At 70.1% G+C, this 22230-nt stretch carries 24 protein-coding genes and 1 pseudogene; 8 read left to right on the forward strand and 17 right to left on the reverse strand.

Translation table 11 applies throughout. The annotated features are described in order from the left end of the window. Positions 1–22: 22 nt before the first annotated feature. The 4 genes from JIX56_RS43115 to JIX56_RS43130 form a co-directional block, all read right to left on the reverse strand. Positions 23–982 (reverse strand): nuclear transport factor 2 family protein, encoded by a 960-nt coding sequence (locus tag JIX56_RS43115; protein ID WP_257549295.1) that lies wholly within the window; start codon positions 980–982, stop codon positions 23–25. A gap of 56 nt (positions 983–1038) precedes the next feature. After that, on the reverse strand, positions 1039–1752 hold the full coding sequence (locus tag JIX56_RS43120; protein WP_257549297.1) for a YceI family protein: 714 nt from the start codon (positions 1750–1752) through the stop codon (positions 1039–1041). 91 nt (positions 1753–1843) lie between these two features. Continuing rightward, positions 1844–2659, reverse strand: a complete 816-nt coding sequence (locus JIX56_RS43125; RefSeq protein WP_257549299.1) for an SDR family oxidoreductase — start codon at positions 2657–2659, stop codon at positions 1844–1846. A 42-nt stretch (positions 2660–2701) separates the two neighbouring features. After that, positions 2702–2854, reverse strand: a complete 153-nt coding sequence (locus JIX56_RS43130; RefSeq protein WP_257549301.1) for a hypothetical protein — start codon at positions 2852–2854, stop codon at positions 2702–2704. A 9-nt stretch (positions 2855–2863) separates the two neighbouring features. Here JIX56_RS43130 and JIX56_RS43135 point away from each other — a divergent pair, with 9 nt between their 5' ends. Further along, complete coding sequence (locus JIX56_RS43135; RefSeq protein WP_257549303.1) at positions 2864–3052, forward strand: hypothetical protein; 189 nt, start codon at positions 2864–2866, stop codon at positions 3050–3052. Between the two features lie 131 nt (positions 3053–3183). On the opposite strand, the gene JIX56_RS43140 is transcribed toward JIX56_RS43135, so the two are convergent. The 9 genes from JIX56_RS43140 to JIX56_RS43180 all read right to left on the reverse strand — a co-directional run bounded on the left by JIX56_RS43140 (position 3184) and on the right by JIX56_RS43180 (position 9451). After that, the gene (locus JIX56_RS43140; protein ID WP_257551450.1) at positions 3184–4029 is read right to left on the reverse strand and encodes a class III extradiol dioxygenase subunit beta; all 846 of its coding nucleotides are present in this window, start codon (positions 4027–4029) and stop codon (positions 3184–3186) included. A gap of 1 nt (position 4030) precedes the next feature. Further along, positions 4031–4390 (reverse strand): protocatechuate 4,5-dioxygenase subunit alpha, encoded by a 360-nt coding sequence (gene ligA, locus JIX56_RS43145; RefSeq protein ID WP_257549305.1) that lies wholly within the window; start codon positions 4388–4390, stop codon positions 4031–4033. Positions 4391–4420: 30 nt separating this feature from the next. After that, positions 4421–5167, reverse strand: coding sequence for an SDR family NAD(P)-dependent oxidoreductase (locus tag JIX56_RS43150; protein WP_257549307.1), 747 nt, complete (start codon positions 5165–5167; stop codon positions 4421–4423). Beyond that, positions 5164–5445, reverse strand: a complete 282-nt coding sequence (locus JIX56_RS43155; RefSeq protein ID WP_151475282.1) for a muconolactone Delta-isomerase family protein — start codon at positions 5443–5445, stop codon at positions 5164–5166. Before JIX56_RS43155 ends, JIX56_RS43150 begins: the two co-directional genes overlap by 4 nt. 22 nt (positions 5446–5467) lie before the next feature. Continuing rightward, the gene (locus JIX56_RS43160) at positions 5468–6184 is read right to left on the reverse strand and encodes an alpha/beta hydrolase (RefSeq protein ID WP_257549308.1); all 717 of its coding nucleotides are present in this window, start codon (positions 6182–6184) and stop codon (positions 5468–5470) included. Continuing rightward, positions 6181–7227: an aromatic ring-hydroxylating dioxygenase subunit alpha gene (locus JIX56_RS43165; protein WP_257549310.1), complete on the reverse strand. Its 1047-nt coding sequence runs from the start codon at positions 7225–7227 to the stop codon at positions 6181–6183. Before JIX56_RS43165 ends, JIX56_RS43160 begins: the two co-directional genes overlap by 4 nt. A gap of 27 nt (positions 7228–7254) precedes the next feature. Further along, the gene (locus JIX56_RS43170) at positions 7255–8289 is read right to left on the reverse strand and encodes a PDR/VanB family oxidoreductase (RefSeq protein WP_257549312.1); all 1035 of its coding nucleotides are present in this window, start codon (positions 8287–8289) and stop codon (positions 7255–7257) included. 122 nt (positions 8290–8411) lie between these two features. After that, positions 8412–8705, reverse strand: a complete 294-nt coding sequence (locus JIX56_RS43175) for a hypothetical protein (RefSeq protein ID WP_257549314.1) — start codon at positions 8703–8705, stop codon at positions 8412–8414. Then, positions 8702–9451 carry a PIG-L deacetylase family protein gene (locus tag JIX56_RS43180; protein WP_257549316.1) on the reverse strand — a complete coding sequence of 250 codons (750 nt, stop codon included), beginning with the start codon at positions 9449–9451 and terminating at the stop codon, positions 8702–8704. Before JIX56_RS43180 ends, JIX56_RS43175 begins: the two co-directional genes overlap by 4 nt. Before the next feature lie 204 nt (positions 9452–9655). On the opposite strand from JIX56_RS43180, the pseudogene JIX56_RS43185 reads away from it, so the two are divergent. Continuing rightward, positions 9656–10340: pseudogene (locus JIX56_RS43185) on the forward strand (4-carboxy-4-hydroxy-2-oxoadipate aldolase/oxaloacetate decarboxylase). Positions 10341–10400: 60 nt separating this feature from the next. Beyond that, positions 10401–11042, forward strand: coding sequence for a GntR family transcriptional regulator (locus JIX56_RS43190; RefSeq protein WP_257549318.1), 642 nt, complete (start codon positions 10401–10403; stop codon positions 11040–11042). A 70-nt stretch (positions 11043–11112) separates the two neighbouring features. On the opposite strand, the gene JIX56_RS43195 is transcribed toward JIX56_RS43190, so the two are convergent. Beyond that, complete coding sequence (locus JIX56_RS43195; RefSeq protein ID WP_257549319.1) at positions 11113–12759, reverse strand: AMP-binding protein; 1647 nt, start codon at positions 12757–12759, stop codon at positions 11113–11115. A gap of 261 nt (positions 12760–13020) precedes the next feature. Continuing rightward, on the reverse strand, positions 13021–13164 hold the full coding sequence (locus JIX56_RS43200; protein ID WP_257549320.1) for a hypothetical protein: 144 nt from the start codon (positions 13162–13164) through the stop codon (positions 13021–13023). Here JIX56_RS43200 and JIX56_RS43205 point away from each other — a divergent pair. From JIX56_RS43205 to JIX56_RS43215, 3 genes are all read left to right on the forward strand, one after another. Further along, positions 13163–14818: a sensor histidine kinase gene (locus tag JIX56_RS43205; RefSeq protein ID WP_257549321.1), complete on the forward strand. Its 1656-nt coding sequence runs from the start codon at positions 13163–13165 to the stop codon at positions 14816–14818. The genes JIX56_RS43200 and JIX56_RS43205 overlap by 2 nt on opposite strands. Then, positions 14806–15453 (forward strand): response regulator, encoded by a 648-nt coding sequence (locus JIX56_RS43210; protein ID WP_151475520.1) that lies wholly within the window; start codon positions 14806–14808, stop codon positions 15451–15453. The genes JIX56_RS43205 and JIX56_RS43210 overlap by 13 nt, the downstream gene beginning before the upstream one ends. A 125-nt stretch (positions 15454–15578) precedes the next feature. Beyond that, the gene (locus JIX56_RS43215) at positions 15579–16490 is read left to right on the forward strand and encodes an SDR family NAD(P)-dependent oxidoreductase (protein WP_257549322.1); all 912 of its coding nucleotides are present in this window, start codon (positions 15579–15581) and stop codon (positions 16488–16490) included. Positions 16491–16546: 56 nt separating this feature from the next. On the opposite strand, the gene JIX56_RS43220 is transcribed toward JIX56_RS43215, so the two are convergent. After that, the gene (locus JIX56_RS43220) at positions 16547–17338 is read right to left on the reverse strand and encodes an IclR family transcriptional regulator domain-containing protein (protein WP_257549323.1); all 792 of its coding nucleotides are present in this window, start codon (positions 17336–17338) and stop codon (positions 16547–16549) included. Positions 17339–17627: 289 nt separating this feature from the next. Between JIX56_RS43220 and JIX56_RS43225 the strand changes: the two genes are divergently transcribed. Then, positions 17628–19109: an aldehyde dehydrogenase family protein gene (locus JIX56_RS43225; RefSeq protein ID WP_257549324.1), complete on the forward strand. Its 1482-nt coding sequence runs from the start codon at positions 17628–17630 to the stop codon at positions 19107–19109. Between the two features lie 68 nt (positions 19110–19177). Here the strand turns inward: JIX56_RS43225 and JIX56_RS43230 are convergent, their stop codons facing one another. Further along, positions 19178–20122, reverse strand: a complete 945-nt coding sequence (locus JIX56_RS43230) for a superoxide dismutase (RefSeq protein ID WP_257549325.1) — start codon at positions 20120–20122, stop codon at positions 19178–19180. A 367-nt stretch (positions 20123–20489) separates the two neighbouring features. Here JIX56_RS43230 and JIX56_RS43235 point away from each other — a divergent pair, with 367 nt between their 5' ends. Continuing rightward, a complete protein-coding gene (locus JIX56_RS43235) occupies positions 20490–21950 on the forward strand; it encodes an aldehyde dehydrogenase family protein (RefSeq protein WP_257549326.1) in 1461 nt (486 codons plus the stop codon). The last annotated feature ends 280 nt before the right edge of the window (positions 21951–22230 follow it).

The raw sequence follows: 22230 nt of genomic DNA on the forward strand, positions 1-22230 counted from the left end.
AAGCCCTCGGGACGGGATTGGCTCAGAACATGGTGTTGTCGTTGGCGGAGGTCGCCGGCACGTCCTGCAGAACGTCCCAGTGCTCGACGATCTTCAGCTGTCCGTTCTTCTGCTTCTTGACGCGGAAGATGTCCACGACGGACTGGCCGCGGTCTTCGGGCGTGAGGCGGTAGTGGGCGTGGATGGCCACCATGTCGCCCTCGGCGATGACCCGCTTGCGTTCGACGATCAGCCCCGGGAACTGCTGGAAGAACTGGGTGAACTGCTCGCGCAGACCGGCCGAGCCGCTGGGGATGGTGGGGTTGTGCTGGTGGTACTCCGGAGCCAGGTACCGCACCGCGTCCGGGTTCTTGTCGACCAGGAGCGTGTCGAAGTAGCCGGTCGCCACCTTCTCGCTGAGGGCCGTCTGCCAACGCGGGCCGGGCTGGTTCGTCCGCGGCCTGCTGACCGTGCCGAACATGTCGTTGCCGTTGACGGTGGTCGCCGGCACGTCCTGAAGGATGTCCCAGTGCTCGGCGATCAGGTGGCTCTTCGGGTCGAAGCGGAACATGTCGACCAGGGCCACGCCGCGGGTGCCGGGCTCGTTGACCACGTTGCCGTGGACGATGACCATGTCGCCCTGGGCCAGGACCCGCTTGACGTTGTACTTCAGGTCCGGGTACCGCGCGGTCTCGAAACGGACGAAGTCCTTGAGCGCCTCCGTGCCGTCGGCCGCATTGGGGTTGTGCTGGATGTAGTCGGGGCGGATGTAGCGGTCGGCGGCCGACACGTCGCCGTGCTCGAAGAGCTGCTTGAGCACGTGGACGGCGATGACCTTGTTGCGCTCCTGTGTGTGGGGGCTCGTCTGCCAGGCGCCCGCGGTGGATCCGCCGTGTGAGGGTGCGGAGGCGGTGGCGACGGGGGTGAAGCCGACCATGGCTCCGACGGTCGCCGCGGCCACCAGGGTGGCGACGGCCTTGCGGGACAGGAGGGTGCTGCTCATGACGGTGTTCTCCGATGCTGTGCGGCGAAGAGGGGGGTGGGATCTGGTGGTTCGGATCACGCGGGGGTGAAGGCGAGGAGGAACTCGATGGATCCCTCGTCCTCGACGGTGATCCCACCGAAGTTCGGTGCGTCGATGCCGTAGCCGGCGAAGGTGAGGGGGATGGATCCGTTGGTGCGGAAGCCGTCGTCGGTGCGCTGGGCGGTGAGGTCGAACGTGACGGAGTTCGTCTGGCCGTGGATGGTCAGATCGCCCGTGGCCTCCGCGGTGACCTGTTCGTTCACGGCCGGCGCCGAACCGAAGTCGGCGGGTTCGGTGAGCTCGAAGGTGGCCTCCGGGTACCGCTCGGTGTTCATGATCCGGCCGCGGAACTGGCCGTCGCGTTGGTCGGAGTCGCTCGTCACCGAGGCCAGGTCGACGGTGATGGTTCCGCTGACGGCGCTGTCGCCCTCGATCTCCAGCTCTCCGGTGACCTCTTCGGTACGGCCCACGGCCGTGACGTTCTGGCCGAAGGGCACCTCGTCGACGCGGTAGCCGGCCTGTGAACCGCTGCCGACCCGCCACGCGCCCTCGACGCTCCCACTCGTCTGCTCGCCGGAGCCGGAGGTGCTCTCCGGCGTGGTCGGTGGACTGTCGAGTGACAGCGCGGCTGGTGGGTCGTCCTGGATGTAGTTGATGTAGACGTACGGACCTCCGACGCCCACGAGGGCGGCGGCGGAAACGCCGACGATCAGCCAGCGCTTCCAGCGTCTGGGTGTGGTGCGTTCCATTGGTTCCCCGGGGAGGCAGATGGTCGGGCAGTAGATCTTGAAAGTTCAAGTACTTGGCTGGAAAGCACCCTGGGCCGTGAACTCCATGGGGTCAGCCGTGGGCTGCGAGGGAGACGTGCTCCCACTCGGCCCAGGTGGCCAGCTTGCGCGCGTAGTGGTCCTTGGCCAGCTGGATCGGCGGCCTGCCGAAGAACACCCGCAGCGGCGGGTTCTCGGTATCCACGATCGTCAGCAGGGCGGGACCGACGGCCTTCGGGTCGCCCATGTCGGACAGGTCCAGGCCCTCGGCCAGGGCCTGGCGGACTCCGTCGTAGAGCGGGTCGGGCTCGGAGTTGACCGCGGAGGCGCCGGGCCAGTCGGTGGGGTAGGGGCCGGGCTCGACCAGGGTGACCTTGATGTTCTGCCCGGCGACCTCGGCGGCCAGGGCCTCGGACAGCCCCTCCACCGCCCACTTGGAGGCGGCGTAGACGCCGAGGCTGGGGAAGGAGAGCACGCCGCCGACGGAGGAGACCTGGACGATGTGGCCGCCTCCCTGGGTGCGCAGCAGCGGCAGCGCGGCCTGGGTGACCCAGAGCACGCCGAAGAAGTTCGTTTCCATCTGGTCACGCGCCTCCGCCTCGGTCAGCTCCTCGACCATGCCGAAGTGGCCGTAGCCCGCGTTGTTGACGACGACATCCAGTCGGCCGAAGTGCGCGTGGGCCTTGTGGACCGCGTCGAACGCGGCGGTCTTGTCGGTGACATCCAGGGGCAGTACGAGCAACTGCTCGCCGTAGGCGATCGCGAGGTCCGCCAGGAACTCCGTGTTGCGCGCGGTCGCGGCGACCGAGTCTCCGCGATCCAGCGCGGCTTCGACGAACGAGCGGCCGAAGCCGCGGGACGAGCCGGTGACGAACCAGGTCTTGGACACGAGAACCTTCCAGTGGGAAAAGGGAGTTGATGGAATGGGAGGTCAGGCCAGGAGCAACCCGGAGACCTGCCGCAGGAGCGCGGCCGCCTCCGGGTCCACGGCGTGCGCGGCGACCCCGGTGTTGGTGCCGGGCCGGTGCGGTGTGGGACCCGCAGGCCAACGGTCCCTGATGTGTACGCCCAGTCGCGCGGTCACCGCGATGACGTGGGCCGCGACTACACGACCATCAGGAGGACCGTCCTCTACACGGACCCCGGCGGCACGCTCGACGGCTTCGCCGAGGCCATGGCCGAGTACGCCGCGCTGGGCATCGACGAAGCCATCGTCGCCCCGGCACGTTGGATCGAGCACCGCGCGGCGCCGGCGGCGAAGGCGCTGGCCGAACTGGGCTGACGGCGTGACACAAGGTCCCCTCGTGCTCCACACGCACGAGGGGCCCGCCGCACGACGGGCACAGGCGCAGAAGGAAGTCACGGGCTCCCGGCGGTGATGTGGAGAGTGGCGCATGAGCCACCGGACAGCCGTCAGCAACGAGCGCTCAGGTTCTCGAACAGCACCATCCCGGCAGCGGTGTTCGACGCGGGCACGTGGTACGTCTCGTGCACGCGGCGGATCCGGGGACCCAGCGCACCGCGCATGATCAGCCACATGATGAGTTCGATGCCCTCGGAGCCGGCCTCGCGGATGTACTCCTCGCGGGTCAGCGCCGCCAGCTTCTCCGGGGCGTGCTCGATCGCGTCGAGGAACATCCGGTCGAAGTCCTGGTTGATGAGTCCCGCGCGGGCGCCCGCCAACTGGTGGGACATTCCTCCGGTGCCGAAGACGGCGACCTTGAGGTTCTCGGGGAAGGACCGGATCGCCGCGCCGAGCGCGTGGCCCAAGGCCAGGCAGCGGGCGGCGGTCGGCTGCGGGTACTGGATGACGTTCACCATGAGGGGGACCACCGCGCACGGCCAGCTTTCACCGGGGTCGGGACAGTACACCGACAACGGCACCGTCAGGCCGTGGTCCACGTCGAGTTCCTGGAACACGGTGATGTCGAAGGACGCGTCGACGAGGCTCTCGACGAGGTGGTCGGAGAACTCCGGGGCGCCGGTGACGACCGGGACGGGGCGGCTGCCCCACCCCTCGTCGGCCACTGTGTACGACGGGGCCGTGCCGACCGCGAAGGTCGGCGTGACACTCAGATCGACCGCGTTGGCGTGGTCGTTGTAGACGACGACCGCCACGTCGGGGGTGTGCCGGGCCATCCACTCACGCGCCGGCGCGTACCCGTCGAACAGCGGCTTCCAGTACGGATCGTCGGTCTTTCCGTGGTCCATGGCCGCACCGATCGACGGCACGTGCGAGGTGGCCAGTCCCCAGATCACCTCAGCCAAAGCTCCGCCCTCCCGCTTCGAGCGCCTGTGTGAACTCCTCGGTGGTCATGCCGGTGAAGACACCGCCGAGGTACTGCATGGACTTCTGGTCGACCATGGCGAGCTTGAAGACGTAGAAGATGGAGCCGCCCAGCTCCATCATCCGGTTCCAGCCCCGGTGCAGGACGGCGTCCCGCTGCTCGGCCGTGAGGCCGTACGCGTCGCAGTAGGCGGCTTCGTCGGCTTTGAACTTCGCCCGGTTCTCGGCGTGCTTGAGCGAACCGCAGAGCCGGTTCAGGGCCTGTCCGCGGCGGCTTTCCGCGGCGTCGAAGACGTAGGTGCCGGGGACCTTCGGCGTGCTGCTGGACGACATCCCGTTGCTCTCCTTCCGTGGTGGTGTCGGTCAGTGAAGGAGTCCGCCGCCGTCGCAGACGAGCGTCTGGCCGGTGACCATGACCGCGTCCGGGGAAGCGAGATACGAGACCAGCCCCGCGAAGTGCTCCGGGGTGACGAACTCCTTGATCGCCTGCTGCCGCATGGTCGCGGCGAAGACCTCGTCGCCGGAGTGCGCCCGGGTCCCGGGGGTCGCGACCTGGGCGGGCGCCACCGCGTTGACCGTGATCCGGTGCTCGCCCAGCTCGCGCGCCATCACCCGGGTCATGCCGATGAGCGCGCCCTTGCCGGCCGCGTAGGCGATCTGGCCCGGCGCGCCGGTGAAGAAGGTGCGGGACGCCACATTGACGACGCGCCCGCGGTACGGGCTCTCGCGCAGCCACGGCACGCACGCCTGCACCATGAGCAGCGGGCCGACGGCGTTGACGTCGAAGAAGCGGTGGAGTTCCTCAGGGGTGGTCTCCAACAGACTGGCCCGGCCGGACAGCAGACCGGCGTTGTTGACCAGGACGTCCACACCGCCGTACGCCTGGACTATCCCGTCCACCGTCCGGCGGGTCGCCGCCGGGTCGCTGACATCGCAGCGCCAGTCCCGCACCCCGGGGACGACCCCGCTCGTACCGTCCGGTTCGGCGATGTCCAGTGCGGCGACGGCGAACCCGTCCGCGGCCAGCCTGTGGACGATGGCGCTCCCCAGGCCACCCGCAGCGCCCGTGACGACCGCGACCCGGGAGCCGTCGCCGTCCGAACCCGTCACGGTGCCTTCTCCTGCGGATGGGTGGCGAGCGCTTCCACAGTGATGTCCATCCACTTCCACATCGGCAGGGAGACCAGGGCGTCGTGCAGCTCCGCCGGATCGGCCGCCTCGTACAGGCCGATCGTGGCGCCTCGGCCCGGGACCCGCCACAGTCGCTTGAGGATGCCCGCCTCCCGCAGCTGCATGGCCCGTTCACGCTCGCCCTTGCGCAGGGACTCGCGGACGTCGTCGGGGGTGTCCGGGGGCAGGGTGTTCTCGGTACGGACGAGGAATTCCATACGGGGCGTTCCTTCACGAGGGTCAGGCTGCGGCGATCTCCAGCAGCAGTTCGGTCAGTTCACCGGGGGCCGTGACCATGGCCTCGTGTCCGGTGGCGATCTCGTGGACCGGCCAGCTGCGGACGGCGGCGCGTTCGGCGTGCGGGGTGAACACCCGCATCCAGTCGGTGCATTCGACGAAGACACCGGCGACCTGGTCCGCCTTGCCGGTCAGCCGCAGCGGTTCGGTGTACGTCAGCCACGGGTGCGGGGTGAGCCGGGGGCCGAGCCAGTCGAGGTCCGCCTGGTCCTCGACGCCGAGCACGCTCAGCGAGCGCACCGGGATGAGCCAGCCGAAGCCGGGCCCGGACACGGAATCCCTGTAGTGCCCGGCGACGCGGTCGGGCAGCAGATCGATCGCCGCGTCCCCGTCGTCGCCGACGAAGGCGTCGAGATGGACCCGCTTGGCCAGGCGGTCCGGGACGCGGTCCGCGACGCCGGTGACGACCTGACCGGCGTAACTGTGCCCGACGAGTACGACGTCCCGGGCGTCATGGGCCTCGATCAGCGCCACCACGTCCTGGATGTGCGTGGTGAGCCCGACCTGGGGAGTGAGGAGATGGGCGCGGTCGCTCACCCCGGTCAGTGTGGGCGTGTGCACCTCGTGCCCGGCCGCGCGCAGCAGTGGTGCCACCCGCTGCCAGACCCAGCCGCCGTGCCACGCTCCGTGGAGGAGTACGAAGACGTGGCGGCCGCTCATGCGGATGCCCTGGTGCGCGGGGCGCTGTCACCCTGCTGTTCGCGGGCCAGCAACTTCGCCACCGCGCGGCGTCCGCGCAGCGCGGCGAGGTCGGACCTGATGCTGGACTCGGCCTTGCCGCCCGGATCGGTGGCGTACATCACCTCCTGCGCCTCCAGGGCGTCGACGTCCTCCTGCATCACCGCGAGCTGCTGCTCGTGCTGGAATTTCGTCAACTCCTCGTCGTGGATGAGGTAGTCGCGGCCCAGGGCGTAGAAGTCGTGCGTCTCGTTGCCGCGTGCCGGCGTCATCCCGTACAACACTTTCATGTGGAAGCCCTCCGGTTCCTCGGTCCCAGTGGCAGCGACGCGGATGTTGAGGACGAAGATGCCCGGCGGGTAGAAGTCGCCGTCCTGCCAGCGGTCCACCGGAGAGGCCAGCCCGCAGGACTTCTCGTAGAACGGCGGGGCCTCGATGCCGACCATCCGGCGGCTGAAACCGACGCGGTCGCCGTCCACGGTCACGTCGATCGGGGTGGCGGCGACGGCGGCGTTGCCGATGCTCGTCGGGTGCAGGAACGTCTCGTGGGTGAGGTCGAGCAGGTTCTCCAGGAGCAGCAGGTGCCGGGCCTTCAGCGGGACGACGCCGTGCACGTGGGTCCAGTCGGGATCGGTGAGCCACGAGGTTTCGGGAAGCAAGTTCTCATCGGCCAGTTCGGGGGCGCCGGGCCAGATCCATATGACGCCGTCCCGCTCGACCAGCGGGAAGCGGCGCAGGGCCGCTTTGGGCCGGTCGGCCTGCTCGGCGACCCCGACGCACACGCCCTGGCCGTCGAAGCGGTAGCCGTGGTAATCGCACTGGAGGATGCCCTCGTCGTCCAAGTGCCCCAGGGACAGCGGGTATTTGCGGTGGGGGCAGCGGTCCTCGATCGCGGTGACGGTTCCGTCGGGCAGCCGGTAGAAGCAGACCGGGAGGTCTGTGATCCAGCGCTGCGTGAGGGTCCGGCCGATCTCGTCGGACCAGGCTCCCAGGTACCAGCCGTTGCGGACGTGCTGTGTGGGCATGGCGACTCTCTCCTTTCAGAAGTCCGGTCAGAGGTCCAGGACGAGGCGGCCGCCGCGGGCACGGGAGACACAGATCAGCATGGTGTCGCCGGCGGCCCGCTCGTCATCGGTGAGCAGGGAGTCCCGGTGGTCGATCTCGCCCGCCAGGACGGCGGTCTCGCAGGAACCGCAGATGCCCTCCTCGCAGGAGGACATGACCGGTGCGCCCGCCGCTTCCACGGCCCTGAGCACCGACTGTCCCGGCTGCACGGTGAGCGTCACCCCCGACGAGCGCAGCTCCACCTCGAACGGTTCGTCGCCCTCGACGTCACCGGAGTGCTGCCCCGGGGCCGCGGCGAACCGCTCCACGTTGAGCGATCCCGCCGGCCAGGTGGCGCAGTGGGCCTCGACCGCGTCGATCAGCCCGGCCGGGCCGCAGCAGTACACCAGGGTGGTAGGGGAGGGTTCACCGAGGTGACCGGCGAGGTCGAGCAGGCCGTACTCGTCCTGCGGCCGTACGATCACGCGCTCGCCGTAGCCCTCCAGCTCGGACAGGAACGCCATGGACGCGCGGCTCCGGCCCCCGTACAGCAGGGACCAGTCGGCCCCGGCCGCGGCAGCCTCGGCGATCATCGGCAGCAGGGGGGTGATGCCGATGCCGCCGGCGACGAACAGGTACCGCCTGGCCTGCCGCAGCGGGAAGTTGTTGCGCGGGCCGCGTATCCGCAGTTCGCTTCCCTCGCGGACGTTGTCGTAAATCCACTGCGATCCGCCGCGTCCGTCGGGCTCCCGCAGCACCGCGATGCGCCAGCAGTCGGTGACGGCCGCCGGGCCGCACAGCGAGTACTGGCGGACGGCGCCCGTGGGGAGGACCACGTCGATGTGCGCGCCCGGCTGCCAGCGCGGCAGGGGTACACCGTCGTGCGGTGCGAGCAGCAATGAGGTGACACCGTCCGCCGCCGTCCGCCGGGACAGGACGGTGACTGTGCCGTCGTACTCGGTCTCGCGTGGCGCCGGGCTGGTCGCCGCTGCTGCCGTCCCGAGCGGGAGCGCGTCCAGGGCGGCGGTCGACGAGCTCGTCATGTGCGTCATCTCCTCGGCACGGTCGGTGGTGCGGTGGCACGGTCGACGCTAGTCGGGGGGAACGCGCAGGTCGTCGCGCTAATGACCGGACCCGGACGGCGAAAGGTCACGACCCGCCTACGTCATTGGTCGCGCCCGCCGGGCTCCCGCACGTGCCGCGGGGTCTGGTCGAGGTGGATGTGCAGCGGGTGGTCCGTGGTCCAGAGGGCCTCCACCACGGCGTGCAGATGTTCGGCGTCGACCCGCCACAGAGGTTCGCCGTAACGGTCGTCCCGCGTGACGCCGTCCGACGGGACGACGTCGGTCAGCAACTCCTGGTGACCCGGGGAGCCGTCCGGGTCGTCGGTCCCCCGCGCGAACTCCACGAACAGGGACGTGTCGCGGAAAGGCACCCAGATGTGCGTCGCCGACGTCATGCCAGCACCCCCGTCGTCTCGGGGTAGAGCCGCACGTACGCCTCGCCCATGGTCCCGTGCGCGAGGCCGAGGTTGGGGCCGGCGTTGCGCTTCAGCTGTACGCCGCGCCGCTTGGCGAGGTCGGTGTAGTAGTCCCACATGTGCTGCTGGGCGGCCAGGCACTCCATGGCCTTGCGCTTCTTGTCGAAGACGGAGGTGATGTCCAGCAGGACGTTGGGCTTGAAGTCGCACTGCTCCGGCTGGTGCGGTTCGAAGAAGAACACGGGGGGAGCGCCGAGCGGTTCGCCGGGCGCGTCGTAGCCGACCGCCTGGGCGAGCACGCGGGCCTGGAGCGCCATGCGGGCGGCGGCCGGGTGGTCGCCGTTATAGGGGTCGGCGAGGGTGTGGGTGAGGACGACCGCGGGGCTCACCTCCCGGTACACGCGCACGATACGGTCCACCAACTCCGGTGTCTCCAGCAGCGGATAGTCCCCGGCGTCGAGGAACTCGATCTCCGCGCCCAGCGCGGCCGCGGCGTCGGAGGCCTCGGTGCGGCGCAGTTCCTTGATCTCGTCGAGGCGCAGGCCGTCCCGCCAGGCCCGTGCGGACTCGCCGCGCTCGCCGAAGCTCAGGCAGAGCACCTTCACACGCTGACCGCGTTCGGTGGCCAGCGCGATGGCGCCGCCGGCCCGCCAGACGAAGTCGCCGGCGTGCGCGCTGACGACCAGCAGCGCGCCCTCGGACGGAGTGGACGTGTCGTGGGTCATGAGGGGCTCCTTGGGATCGAGTGCGAAGGGGTGCGTCGACCGGTGCCGTACGAGCTCCGGTTCCACAGCGCTGTTTTCGCGCGAGGAGTGCGGGACGAAAGAGGTTGGTCCCACAGAGTCACAATATCGCTGACTTTATTGTTGACAATACTGCTGACGTAGGGAATTCTCTCGACGACGAACCTGGAGAAACCCGGAGGAGACGTGCCGAACCACCATCTCGTCGTCAGGAACATCACCCGGCCCCCCGCCGACGTCGTCGCGCGGCTCGCGCAGGCTGGGGTGTCCACCGTCCATGAGGCCATCGGCCGCCGCGGCTTCGCGGGGACCGGTCTGCGGCCGAACCAGCGGAACGTGCGCATAGCCGGCCCGGCGGTGACGGTGAGTTCCCACCCGGGAGACAACCTGATGATCCACGCCGCCGTGGAGGCCTGCCGGCCCGGCGACATCCTGGTGGTGACGACCACCTCGCCGTCCACGGACGGCATGTTCGGCGATCTGCTGGCGACCTCCCTCGCCGCTCGGGGCGTCATCGGGCTGGTCACGGCGGCCGGGGTGCGCGACACCGCCGAGCTGAGGGAGATGGGCTTCCACGTCTGGGCCCGGTCGGTGTCCGCCCCAGGGCACGGTGAAGGCATCCCCGGGCTCGGTCAACGTGCCCGTGACGCTCGGTGGGGTGTCCGTACACCCCGGTGACGTCATCGTCGCCGATGACGACGGCGTGGTCGTGGTGCCCCTCGCCGAGGCCGGAGAAGCGGCGGAACTCGCCGAGAAGCGGATCGCCAAGGAGGCAGCGACGCGCGAGGTCCTGCGCTCCGGGACGCTGGGCGTCGACTACTACGGGCTCCGTGCCAGGCTCGCCGAACTGGGCGTCACCTACCAGGACTGACCGCCGGCTTTCTCGCCCTGGACCTGTGGTGGATGGGGACCGCACACCGTGAGCACTTCTATGGAAAACGACGTCACCGGTGCGATCCGGGCCGCGCTGCTGCGCGGTGACTACGTGCCGCGACAGCGCCTGATCGAGGCGGACCTCTGCGAACAGTTCGGCGCCGGCCGCTCCGGGGTGCGGTCGGCACTCCGGCAGCTGGCGACGGAGGGCCTGGTCGAGATCCAGCGCAACCGCGGCGCACGCGTCCGGGAGATCTCCTTCGCCGAGGCGGTCGAGGTGACGGAGGTACGGATGGTCCTGGAGGGCCTGATCGCCGCTCGCGCGGCGGAGCGGGTCAGCCCCGCGCAGGCCGAGGAGCTCCGCGCGATCGGTGCGGACATGGCTCGGGCGGTCGCCGACGGCGAACTGATGGCGTACAGCGACCTCAACGCCCGTCTGCACCGGGGTGTGCGCGACATCGCCGGCCACGAGACCGCCAACCAGGTCGTCGAACGACTGCGGGCCCAAGTGGTCGGGCACCAGTTCATGCTGTCCTTGGTGCCGGGGCGGGCTCGGGCGTCGCTGCCCCAGCACCAGCGGATCATCGCGGCGATCGCCGCCGGGGACCCGGTGGCGGCCGAAACGGCCATGCGGGACCACGTGGCGAGCGTGGGGGAGGCGCTGCGGGCGCTCGAAGCCCGCCAGGAGCGCGCGAGCTGAGGCACGGCGAGGCGGCAGGGCACGATGTGCCCTGCCGCCGTTCCCGTTCAGGGCTTCAGGCACTCGACTGTCACATTCCGCCGCCGGCACCCGCGTCGGCGTCCTGGACCGTCTTCCTGGCCCAGGCGACTTCGAGCTTGCCGGTGGGGGTGCGAGGCAGGACGTCCGTCAGGACGACGGAACGCGGCACCTTGTAGCCGGCGAGGCTGCGCCGGACCAGGTCGCGCAGTTCGTCGCCGGTGAGGGTGCTGCCCGGCCGGACCGCCACGACGGCCGCCACCCGTTCTCCCCAGGTCTCGTCGGGGACACCGACGACGGCACAGTCCGTCACAGCGGGGTGCGCCAGCAGGACGTTCTCCACCTCCTGTGGGTGCACCTTTTCCCCGCCGGTGTTGATCACGCCGGAGCCGCGTCCGAGGAACCGGATCGCGCCGTCGGCCTCTATTCGAGCCAGGTCGCCGGGGATCGCGTACCGGACCCCGTCGATGGTGCGGTACGCCTTCGCGCTCTTGTCGGTGTCCTTGTAGTAGCCGAGCGGCATGGGCCCGCGGTAGGCGAGGACGCCCGTCTCGTCGCTGCCGGGTTCGAGGAAGCGGTCATCGGAGCCGATCACCCGTGTCGCGGGCACGGGGCGGAAACGCGAGGGCAGATCCGCTACCGAGGAGGTGATCGCGAAGGCGAAGGGGCCCCCTTCGCTCGATGCGATGGCTTCGGTGATCGTGACGTCGGCACGTTCGTGCAGCGCTCTCTTGAGGGGATCGCTGAGTGCGGTGCCGGAGCTGATCATCCTGTGCAACGAGCGCAGGTCGTGAGGCGTCCCGGCCTTCTCGGCCCGCAGGAGTTCGTCGACGAGCGGGCGGCACACGGCGTTGCCCGCGATGATCGCCGTGTCCACCTGCTGCTCGGCGATCATGTGCCAGACATGCTCCGGGGCGAGGCCGCCCGATCGTGCCGTGACCGCCCGGCCTCCCGTCATCAGGGCGCCCATGGTGTTGAACAGCCCGGTGGCGTGCATCAGGGGTACGACGGGCATAGTGGTCGGCGCGCGGCCTTCGTGGCGTGCCTTGACGGCGATGGCCACGGCCTCGTCGAGACTCGCGGGGAGTTCGGTGACTCCGAGCGGGTGGTAGTACGGGACCACGTGGGCGCGCAGCAGGTCGCTCAGCTGCCAAATGACGCCCTTGGGCTTGCCGGTGGTCCCGCCGGTGTACATGAACAGCTGGTCCGTTCCGGGCCGTCGTTGCGGCTCGCGCGGCGCGTGCGCCGTCAGTAGCTCCTCCAGTTCGGGCACGGCGGGACCGGCCGGGCCGTCGGCGGGTGGATCGCCCGCCCTCACCAGCAGCTTCAGCGTGCGTACGTGTCCGGCGGCGTGCGTGACCCGGTCGGCCAGGGCGCCGCTGAAGACGAGCGCGGCGGCGTCGGCGTCGGTGAGGAGTTCGGTGAGTTCCTCGCCGGTGTAGCGGTAGTTGGCGTTCACCGGGACGGCGCCGAGCTTGAAGGCGGCGAAGACCGTCTCCAGGTAGGCGGAACCGTTGAACAGGTAGCAGGCCACGGTGTCGCCCTCGCGCACCCCGGCCGCTTCCAGCGCGGCGGCCAGCCGTGACGCGCGCTCGTCGAACTCCCGGTAGGTGGTGTCACGGCCGGGCTCGGTGATGGCGACGGCGTCGGGAAGCGCACGGGAGACCGCCTCCCAGATCGTGCCGATGGACACGTCCATACCTCAGACCTCCTCGTCCTCGGGGCATGGGCAGACTGCACGGCCGGGCGCGGCCGGAGCGCCCCGTGGATGTCTCGGGGGAGCAGCGATCCACGGGGCGCTTCTTCCTCACCGTAAGCGGGGCGCACTCCTTGAGGAACGCGTGCAATGACTCGACGGGCTCGGCGCTTCGACAGGGCGGTGAACAGGACGAATGACGTAGATCCGCTCCGAATCCGCCGGGCTACGATGCTGGGGCGATCGCGAGTGGCCCCAGTCCGCTCACCGACTGGCGCGTTCTCCTGACCCAGCATCCGCGTGGCGAACCGGCACGGCGAATCCAACGCGTCGGATCGGCATCAGGGCGGACTTCGACAGCAGGCTCCAACGCCCGCCGATCACGACGACGATGAGGAGGTCGGTCATGTCCGCATCACCCGTGGGGTGGGACGAGGTCGCCGCCGTCGCGCCGGACGGCCTGGCGGTACTGGACTGCGTCGGCCGGTTCGTCCGCCTCAACCCCGCGGGGGTCGCGATGTGTGGCGCACGCGAGGAGGCCGACCTGCTCGGTAGGACATCGCCGTTCGCGCTGGCGGAAGGGGCCACCGGCGCGTGCCGGGCAGGGCTGCTGGAGGAGCAGTCGGACGAGAGCGTGGCTCACTGGATGCCCGCCTCCGGGACCCGCCGGGAGTTCGCCTACCGGGCCCGCGGCCTGCCGGGCGACCCGAAGTTCACGGTGGTGTCGTTCCGCGACGTGACCGACGAGTGGCACCGGCAGCGCAGGATCGCGGCGATAGCCCAGTCGTCGATCGCACTTGCTTCGGAGGGCTCGCTCGGCTCGACCCTCGACGCCGTGGCCCGGCAGATCGTCCAGACCGACGGCCTGGCCGGCGTGCAGATCCTCATCCTGGACAGCACGGGCCGCGAACTGCGGCTGATGGGCTCGGCGGGGCTACGGCACTGGGACGCGTTCCTCGACCGGCTGCTGGAGTGCCGCGACCGCGGCGCCCGGCTGCGCATGCTGGACACCCTGCGGGAACGCAAACCGATCGTCGTCCCCCACCGGTGGGCCCAGATCCGCGAGGATCCGGCCTGGGAACCGCTGCACGCCTACCTCGGGGAGCTCAACTGGGACTCCTTCGTCAGTGTTCCGCTGATGGCGCGCGGCCGACCCGAAGGGGTGCTCAACGCGTACTTCGCACCCGGTCAGGAGATCGGCGGCCGAACGCTGGAGTTCCTGGCCGCCATGGCGGAGCAGGCCGCGCTCGCCGTCGACTACGCCACGCTGCTGCAGCGCGAACGTGAAGGGGCCCGCCGGAACGAGCGTCAGCGCCTCGCCCGCGACCTGCACGACTCGATCGTCCAGCAGGTGTTCTCCATCGGCATGCAGGCCAACGCCGTCGGAGTGCTGGGGGCGCGTGACGGGCCGGTGCCGGCGGAAGCGGTCCGGCAGTTCGCGGAGGAGGTCGGGGCCCTGTCGCAGACGGTCCTCGCCGACCTTCGGGCGATGGTGCACGAACTGCGTCCCACCTCCTCCACCCGCCTCGGCCTGGAAGAGGCGGTGAGAGCACTCGTCAAGAGCACCGAGAACCGGACGGGTCTCAGCTTCCGACTGCTGTTCGGCGCGGAGCTGAACGCGGTCGAACCCGACCTGGCGGAGGACATGTACCGGATCGTCGCCGAGGCCATCCACAACGTGGTCAAACACGCGGAGGCCACCACCGTCACCATCCGCCTCGGCGTACGCGACCACACCCTGACCGCCGGCGTCCGTGACGACGGTCGCGGACTCGCGGCATCCGGCGGGCGCGGCGGCTCGGGGCAAGGAGAAAACGACGGGCGGACGACCGGCGCGCACTGGGACCACGGCTACGGACTGACGACCATGCGGGAAAGGGCGGAACGATGGGGCGGCGCCATGAGGATCAGATCCGGGAAGAGCGGTACGGCCGTACGGGTCGTCATACCCCTGCCCGTACGGGTGCCGGAGCCCCCGGACACGGAGCCGGACGGCTCACGGAGCACTCCGCGGGCGGTGCCGTTTCCGGAGACACCGGACCCCGCCCCATCCGGGTCCTGATCGTCGACGACCACGCCGTCGTACGCCGTGGGATCCGCGCCTACCTCGAGGTCCTGGACGACATGGAGGTCGCTGCGGAGGCCGCCGACGGACAGGAGGCGCTCACCCGGCTCGACGCGATGGCCGCCCACCAGGAACTCCCGGACGTGGTGCTGATCGACCTGCTCATGCCCAGGATGGACGGGGCGACGGCGATCGGAGTGATCAAGCAGCGCCACCCAGGTCTCCGGGTCGTGGTGCTCACCAGCTTCGGCGAGATGGAACGCGTCCACGCGGCGCTCGCCCAGGGAGCCGCAGGCTACCTGCTCAAGGACGCCGAGGCGGGTGAGGTGGTCGCCGCCATCCGCGCGGCCGCCCGGGGCGAGGTCTTCCTCGACCCCGCGGTCGCCAGGGGACTGACCCAGGAGATCGTTTCGCCACCGACCGGGCTGGCCTCGCTCACCGGCCGGGAACGCGACGTCCTCGTACTGGTCGCCGAGGGACGGTCGAACCAGCAGATCGCCGACGAGCTGGTGATCAGCGAGCGCACCGCCCGCACCCACGTGAGCAACGTCCTGCGCAAACTCCGGCTCACCTCCCGGACCCAGGCCGCGCTGTTCGCGGTGCGGCAGGGTCTGGTCCCGCCGCAGGGCTGACCGCGACGGATGTCCTGGGCGGTGCAGGACACAGGTCCGCCGCAGGTGCCGTCATCAGCGGGTTCCTCCCGGGCTCGGAGCGTTCCTACGCTCAGGGGTACCGAACCCCAGCTCAGGAGGACAGCATGCTCGACGGCAAAGTCGCCATTGTCACAGGTGCGGGCCGAGGCCTGGGAAGGGCCTACGCCCGCGCGCTGGCGGCGGCGGGCGCCGCCGTCGTCGTGAACGACCTGGACGCCGACGTGGCCGCGGAGACGGTCGACGTCATCACGGACGCGGGTGGAACAGCCGTCGCCCATGTCGGCGCGGTCGGCGGTTCCGACTTCGCCGACGGGCTGGTGCGGCGCGCGGTCGACGAGTTCGGCCGGCTCGATGTGATGATCACCAACGCCGGTGCGCTGCGCGACAGGACCCTGCGCAACACCACCGACGACGACTTCGACCTCGTCGTCACCAGCCATCTGCGCTCCACGTTCACCTGCGGCCGCGCGGCGGCGGCCCGTTTCCGTGAACAGGGAGAGGGCGGTCGGCTCATCCTGGTGGGATCACCGGCGGGGCAGCGTGCGAGCTTCGGCCAGACCGCGTATTCGGCCTCCAAGGGCGCGATCGTCGCGATGACGCGCACCTGGGCCGTCGAACTCGCGAAGATCGATGTCACGGTCAACGCCATCGTGCCGACCGCGCTGACGCGCATGGTGGCGACCATGCCCCGGATAGGTGACCTCGTGGCGAAGGTCGACGCGGGGGAGCCTGTACCCGAGGCCCTCCGGCGGCAGGGTCTCGGTTCGCCGGACGACGTGGCGCCGATGATCGTGTATCTGGCGTCGAAGGAGTCGGCCCACGTCACCGGACAGGCCATCGCCGCCGGGGGCGACCGGATCGCCCTGTGGACGCACCCCGGTGAGGCCGAGGAGCGATTCCGGCAGGGCGGCTGGACCGCCGAGTCGGTCGCCGAACTCTTCTCCAGTGCCTATGCCGACCGGCTCCAGGACTTCAGGCCCACACCCCTCGACTTGGCAGCCTTTGAAGAAGCGTGACGCGCCCGTGGTCGCTCTCCCGGTCCTCAGGCTCGTGCAGGGGCCGGGGCTCCTTCTCAGGTCTGAGGCACCGCGGCGATGCGGGCGAAATCCCCGCTGATGTCTCCCGCGGTCTGCAACAGCGGTGGCAGATACTCCTCGACCAGTCGCTCGACCGATGTCTCGGCCGCGTGGCAGTTGACGTTGAGTGCCGCGATGACCTGACCGGAGCCGTCACGCAACGGGGCCGCGACCGACCGGATACCGGGCGCCAACTGCTGGTCCGTCAGCGCCCATCCGCGTGCCCGCACCTCGCGCAGGACCGCGTCGCGTTCGCCGGGGGCGGGCTGCCAGCACGGTGTCAGTCCGGAGCGCGAAGGCTCGGCGAGCACCTGCTTCAGCTCATCGGCCGGCAGGGCCGCCAGCAGTACCTTTCCCAGGGAGGTCTGCAGTGCCGGGAAGCGCGTTCCGATCTGCACCGACAGGGTCACGAGCTTCGGGACAGCCACCCGGGCCACATAGATGATGTCCGATCCGTCCAGCTGAGCTACCGAGCACGACTCGTTGGTCCGCTCCACCAGACGCTCCATGTGGGGCCGTGCGATGTCCCACAAGCCCATGGAGCGCACGTAGGCCACCCCGAGTTCGAGCACCCTGGGGGTCAGCGCGAACCCCGACTCGCACGAGCGGACATAGCCGAGTTCTTCCAGGGTCAGCAGAATCCTGCGGGCGGTCGGCCTGGCGAGCCCGGTGGCGCCGGCGACCTGCGCCAGCGACATCTGTGGCTGGCCGGGCGGGAACGCGGCAATGACCTCCAGCCCCCGGGCCAATGCCTCGATGAAGTCCGGTCCTGCTCCCTGGCGTGGCACGTGACTCCTCGGCTGCGGTCGCGCTGCGGGTTCCCACCGATCAGCCTAACGCGTGTCCGTGATGCGGACAGTGGTTCACCGCGAGGCTTCCGCAGCCAAGGGCTTGACACCGGCAAGCGTCCGAAGTGACGCTGACCTCAGGCTGTCCGCCATGCGGATGGTTGTCCGCCAGGCGTCACAGATCCTTCCTTCTCGCGCTTCCTGGTCATCCCCGTCCTGCACGCTCAGTGGCACGTCACGGCACTGTGGCGCGGAACGGTGGGGCACACCTGATCCTCAGGAGAGTTGTATGTCCGAAAGAATCCCCACAGCACCGGCGGAGACCCGGGCGGCGCCGGTCCGGACGGGACTGCTCATCGGCGGCAGGACCGTCGAGACCGACGATTGGACAGCCGTCCACAACCCGGCGGCCCCTGAGCAGATCGTCGGTCACGCCGCCGCAGCCACCGTCGAGCAGGCCCGGGCGGCCGTAGCCGCCGCGGACGCGGCGTTCCCGAGCTGGGCGGCGATGCCCGCGCGCCGGCGAGCGGAGATCATCGGCCAGGCGCTCACCCTCCTCGACGGCAGTGAGGCCGACCGGGCAGCGCTGATGACCCGCGAGAACGGCAAGATCTCCCTCGAGAGCCAGATCGAGATGAGCGTCTTCGTCGCCCGCACCCGGGCGGCCATCGATCTGGTCGACTCCCTCGACCAGGTCAGGCACCTCGACGGCCCGCCGCTGACCTCGCGCATCCACCGGCTCCCCGTGGGCGTGGTCACTGTCATCGTCCCGTTCAACTGGCCGATCGCGATCCTCGGCGCGAGCCTGCCGTACGCGCTGCTTGCCGGGAACACGGCCGTGGTCAAGCCCCCGCCCACCGTGCCGCTGGCCATGGTGCGCACCCTGGAACTGTTCGCGGCGGGACTCCCCGCCGGCGTCCTGAACGTCGTGACCGGCAGCAACGAAGCGGTCGCCCCGCTGCTCACCGACCCCCGCGTCCGGAAGATCGTGTTCACCGGAAGCACGGCCGTCGGCAAGCACATCATGGCCGCCGCCGCGCAGAACCTCGCCTCGGTGACCCTCGAACTCGGCGGCAACGACCCCGCGATCGTCCTCGATGACGCCGTACTCGATCAGGAGCACATCGGACGGCTCGTCCAGGGCGCGTTCCTGACGAGCGGCCAGGTCTGCATGGCCGTCAAACGGCTGTACGTCCACCGCTCCCGCTACGACGAACTCGTCGACGCGCTCGCCACTGCCCTGGACACCCAACGCGTGGGTCCGGGAACCGACCCCGCCTCGACCATGGGCCCGCTCAACAGCGCCGCCCAGCGCGACAGGGTGACCGCCATGCTGACCGAGGCGGCCGACGCCGGAGCCGAGATCCGCGAACTGGGGACCCTGGCCCCCAACGCCGCCTCCTCAGGAGGACACTTCCTGCGTCCCGCCCTCGTCCTCGATCCCGACCCGGGCCTGAGAATCGTCACCGAGGAACAGTTCGGCCCCGCCCTGCCGATCCTGCCCTTCGACGACGTCGACTCCGTACTGGACCAGGTCAACAACGACTGGTCGGGACTGTGCTCCTCGGTCTGGAGCGCCGACCCCGCCCGCGCGGCGGGCCTCGCGGAACGGCTGCGCACCGGCACCACCTGGATCAATCACGCCAACGCCGTCGCATGCGACGACCGAGCCCCCTTCGGCGGCTTCCGCCAGAGCGGCATCGGACGCGAGATGGGCCCGGACGGCCTGCTCTCCTTCACCGAAGCGCACACCATCACGACGCACGGATAGAAACGGCGAGTACCGCTGGACCCCGCCGGCTTTGAGTGGGCGGGGTCCAGCGGTACTCCGGTCGTACGTCACACCAACGGCACGGACACCGCGTTGTAAGGGGTGTTCTCATCCCGGTCCGGGGTGGTGAAGCGGGAGTTGGGAAGGTACAGCTGACCCTTGTAGGCGGCGGCCGTAGTGGGCAGGTCGAAGCGGTCGTCCCTGATCACTCCGATCGCAGTGCCCCTTGTGCCCGACCGGTTGAGCCGGATCACGTCCACCTGGTTGGGGTTGGGCTGGACCACGTAGAGAGTGCGGCCGATGAGCACCAGCCCGTCGCCGCTGGGCAGCGTTGTGTCACCCAGGTCGACCTTGCTGGTCACGCCGGTGCGGGGGTTGACGCGCATCAGTGAGCCGCCGTCCGCGGCCGCGTTGGTGACGAGCAGGGCGCTGCCGTCGGGGGTGAGCGAGATGCCGTTGGACGTGAAACCGGACTGCACCCAGTCACCGCTCAGCGTGAGGCTCTCCGGGGCGCCGATGCGGCCCTTCCTGCCCAGCGGCAGCTTGTAGAGCTGTGCGCTGAACGACTCGGTGAACCAGGCGGCGTCGCGGGTGAGCAGGACGTCGTTGACGAAACTGCCCTCCCCTGCGACGACGTGGTTGGCGAGCAGCGCACCACTGTGGGCGTCGACGACCCGCAGTTCACCACTGCTGCCGCCCGCCAGGAACAGCCGCCCCCAGGAGTCGGCCTTCAGCCCGACCGTCATGCGTCCCAGGCCGCGGTGGACCACCTTGCCCTTGCCATTCGTGAGGTTCACCCGGTACACGCCGCCGGTGGCGATCGATCCGAAGTAGGCGTACGGCGCGGAGCCGATCGCGACTCCCTCCGGCCCCCAGCCGTTGGGCAGCGAGAACTCCTTGGGCCAGGATCTGGCGGTGCCCGGGGCGGCCTGTGCCGTACCGCCGACCAGGGCGGTCGCTCCCAGGGCGATGCCCGCGCCGAGAACCTGCCTGCGTGCGAGAGAGCTTGTCATCGATCGTCCTTCCTCGGAAACCAAGACGGGCCGCCGGTTCGGCTGGGCGCCTGGGCCAATTCTTGATAGTTCAAGTAATTGGGTACGGCGACGAATGTCCTGACTCTCTTCGGTCCATCGGACGGAAAGCCGCCGGGTCGGTGCGAGCGCGGACCGTTGAGGCGGGCCATTCGACAGCAGGCCGACCTGGCAAGGCCGAACGTCGTGGCCGGGATACGTCATTCGTCCTTACTTTCGGCGCTCGCCTCCCGGTTCTCTGTCCAGGCGGTCACCGCTGGGCCATCATCCGAAAACCTGCCGGTCGCAGTGGCGCGACCGGCGTGAGCACGGTGACGGCCGCGCGCCGCACCGAGAAGGCGAGCGGGCCATGAGCGTGCTGCGACCGCACATCGAACCCGGCAGTCTCTTCATCGGTGGAACCTGGCGGGACGCGGAGTCCAAGGAGCGGCGCGACGTCGTCGACCCGTCCACCGGCAGAGTCGTCACCACGGTCGCGGAGGCCGACGGGGCGGATGTCGCCGCCGCGGTGGCCGCCGCCCGCGAGGCCTTCGACGCGGGGCCCTGGCCCCGGACACCGGCCCGCGAGCGCGCCCGCGTGCTGCACCGGGTGGCGGATCTGGTGCGCGAACGGGCGGACGAGATCGCCGCCGTGGAGAGCCTCGACGTCGGCAAGCCCGTCTCGTTCAGCCGGGGGGTGGACGTGGAGACCGTGGCCGAGACGTACGAGTACTACTCGGCGCTGGCGCAGAGCCTCGACGGAGCCACGCGGCAGGTCGCCATACCCGCCCACGCCTACACCCGCAGGGAGCCCATCGGCGTGGTGGGAGCGATCACCCCGTTCAACTTCCCGTTGATTCTGAGCACGTCGAAGGTCGCCCCCGCGCTGGCGGCCGGCAACACCATCGTCCACAAACCGGCCGACGAGACCCCCCTCAGCGCGCTGCTGATGGCGGAGATACTCGCCGACGCCGGCGTTCCCGCGGGAGTGGTGAACGTCGTCACCGGCAGCGGCCCCGTCCTGGGTGAGGCACTGGTGCGTCACCCAGGCGTCGACAAGGTCGCCTTCACCGGGTCGACGAGGGTCGGCCGCCTGGCGGCGAGCACGGCCGGCGAACAACTCAAGCCCGTCACCATGGAGTTGGGCGGCAACGCGCCGCACATCGTCTTCGAGGACGCCGACGTCGGGAAGGCGATCGGCGCGATCATCAAGGCCTTCGTCTTCAACACCGGACAGTTCTGCATGGGCGGACCCCGGCTCCTGGTCCACCGGTCCCTGTACGACACCACGCTGGGCATCCTCGCCGACGCGGTTCCGGCGGTCCCCGTCGGCGACCCCTTCGACCCGGCCACCGTCGTCGGACCGATGGCCGGCGAGCGGCACGTGGAGAACGTCGAGCGGTACGTGAAAGCGGCCGTCGAGGACGGCGGCCGCATCGTCGTCGGCGGTGAGCGCTTGGAACTCAACGGCGGTTACTACTTCAAGCCCACCGTCATCGCCGGCCTGGACAACGACGCCCGCACCGTCCAGGAGGAGATCTTCGGCCCGGTGCTGACGGTTCAGCCCTTCGACACCGAGGAAGAGGCGATCGCGCTGGCGAACAGCACGCCGTACGGACTCGCCGCCGGTCTGCAGACCTCCGACCTGACGCGCGCCCATCGGGTCGCCGCGCGACTGGACGCCGGCATCGTCTGGGTCAACGACTGGGCCATGCTCGATCCCGCCGTGCCCTTCGGCGGCGTCAAGCAGTCCGGCTACGGACGCGAATCCGGGCCGGAGGCGCTGCAGGCGTACACGAGGACCAAGTCGGTCGTTATTTCCCTCGCCTGACCCCTCGACAAGGCCGGCTCCGAGCGCCCGGCCGCCGCCGGCGGGCCCTCCCGGGCCGGATCGGCCGGGTGAACTCCGTCCCCGGCTCTTGAGAGCCGGAGGTGAGCCGTGGGCATGGCGGCCTGGCAGTAGGCGTTGTCGCCCGGGCCGTGGACGCCACCGTTGAAGGTGACCCGGTACGGGCGGTTCGGCGCGAAACGGCGGGCGGTGATGAAGCCGACCGCGTCCTCGTTGTGCATGCCGTTGATGACCCGGGCGCTCAGGTGCCGGCGCAGACCGT

The organism is Streptomyces sp. CA-210063, from assembly GCF_024612015.1.
Classification (GTDB): domain Bacteria; phylum Actinomycetota; class Actinomycetes; order Streptomycetales; family Streptomycetaceae; genus Streptomyces.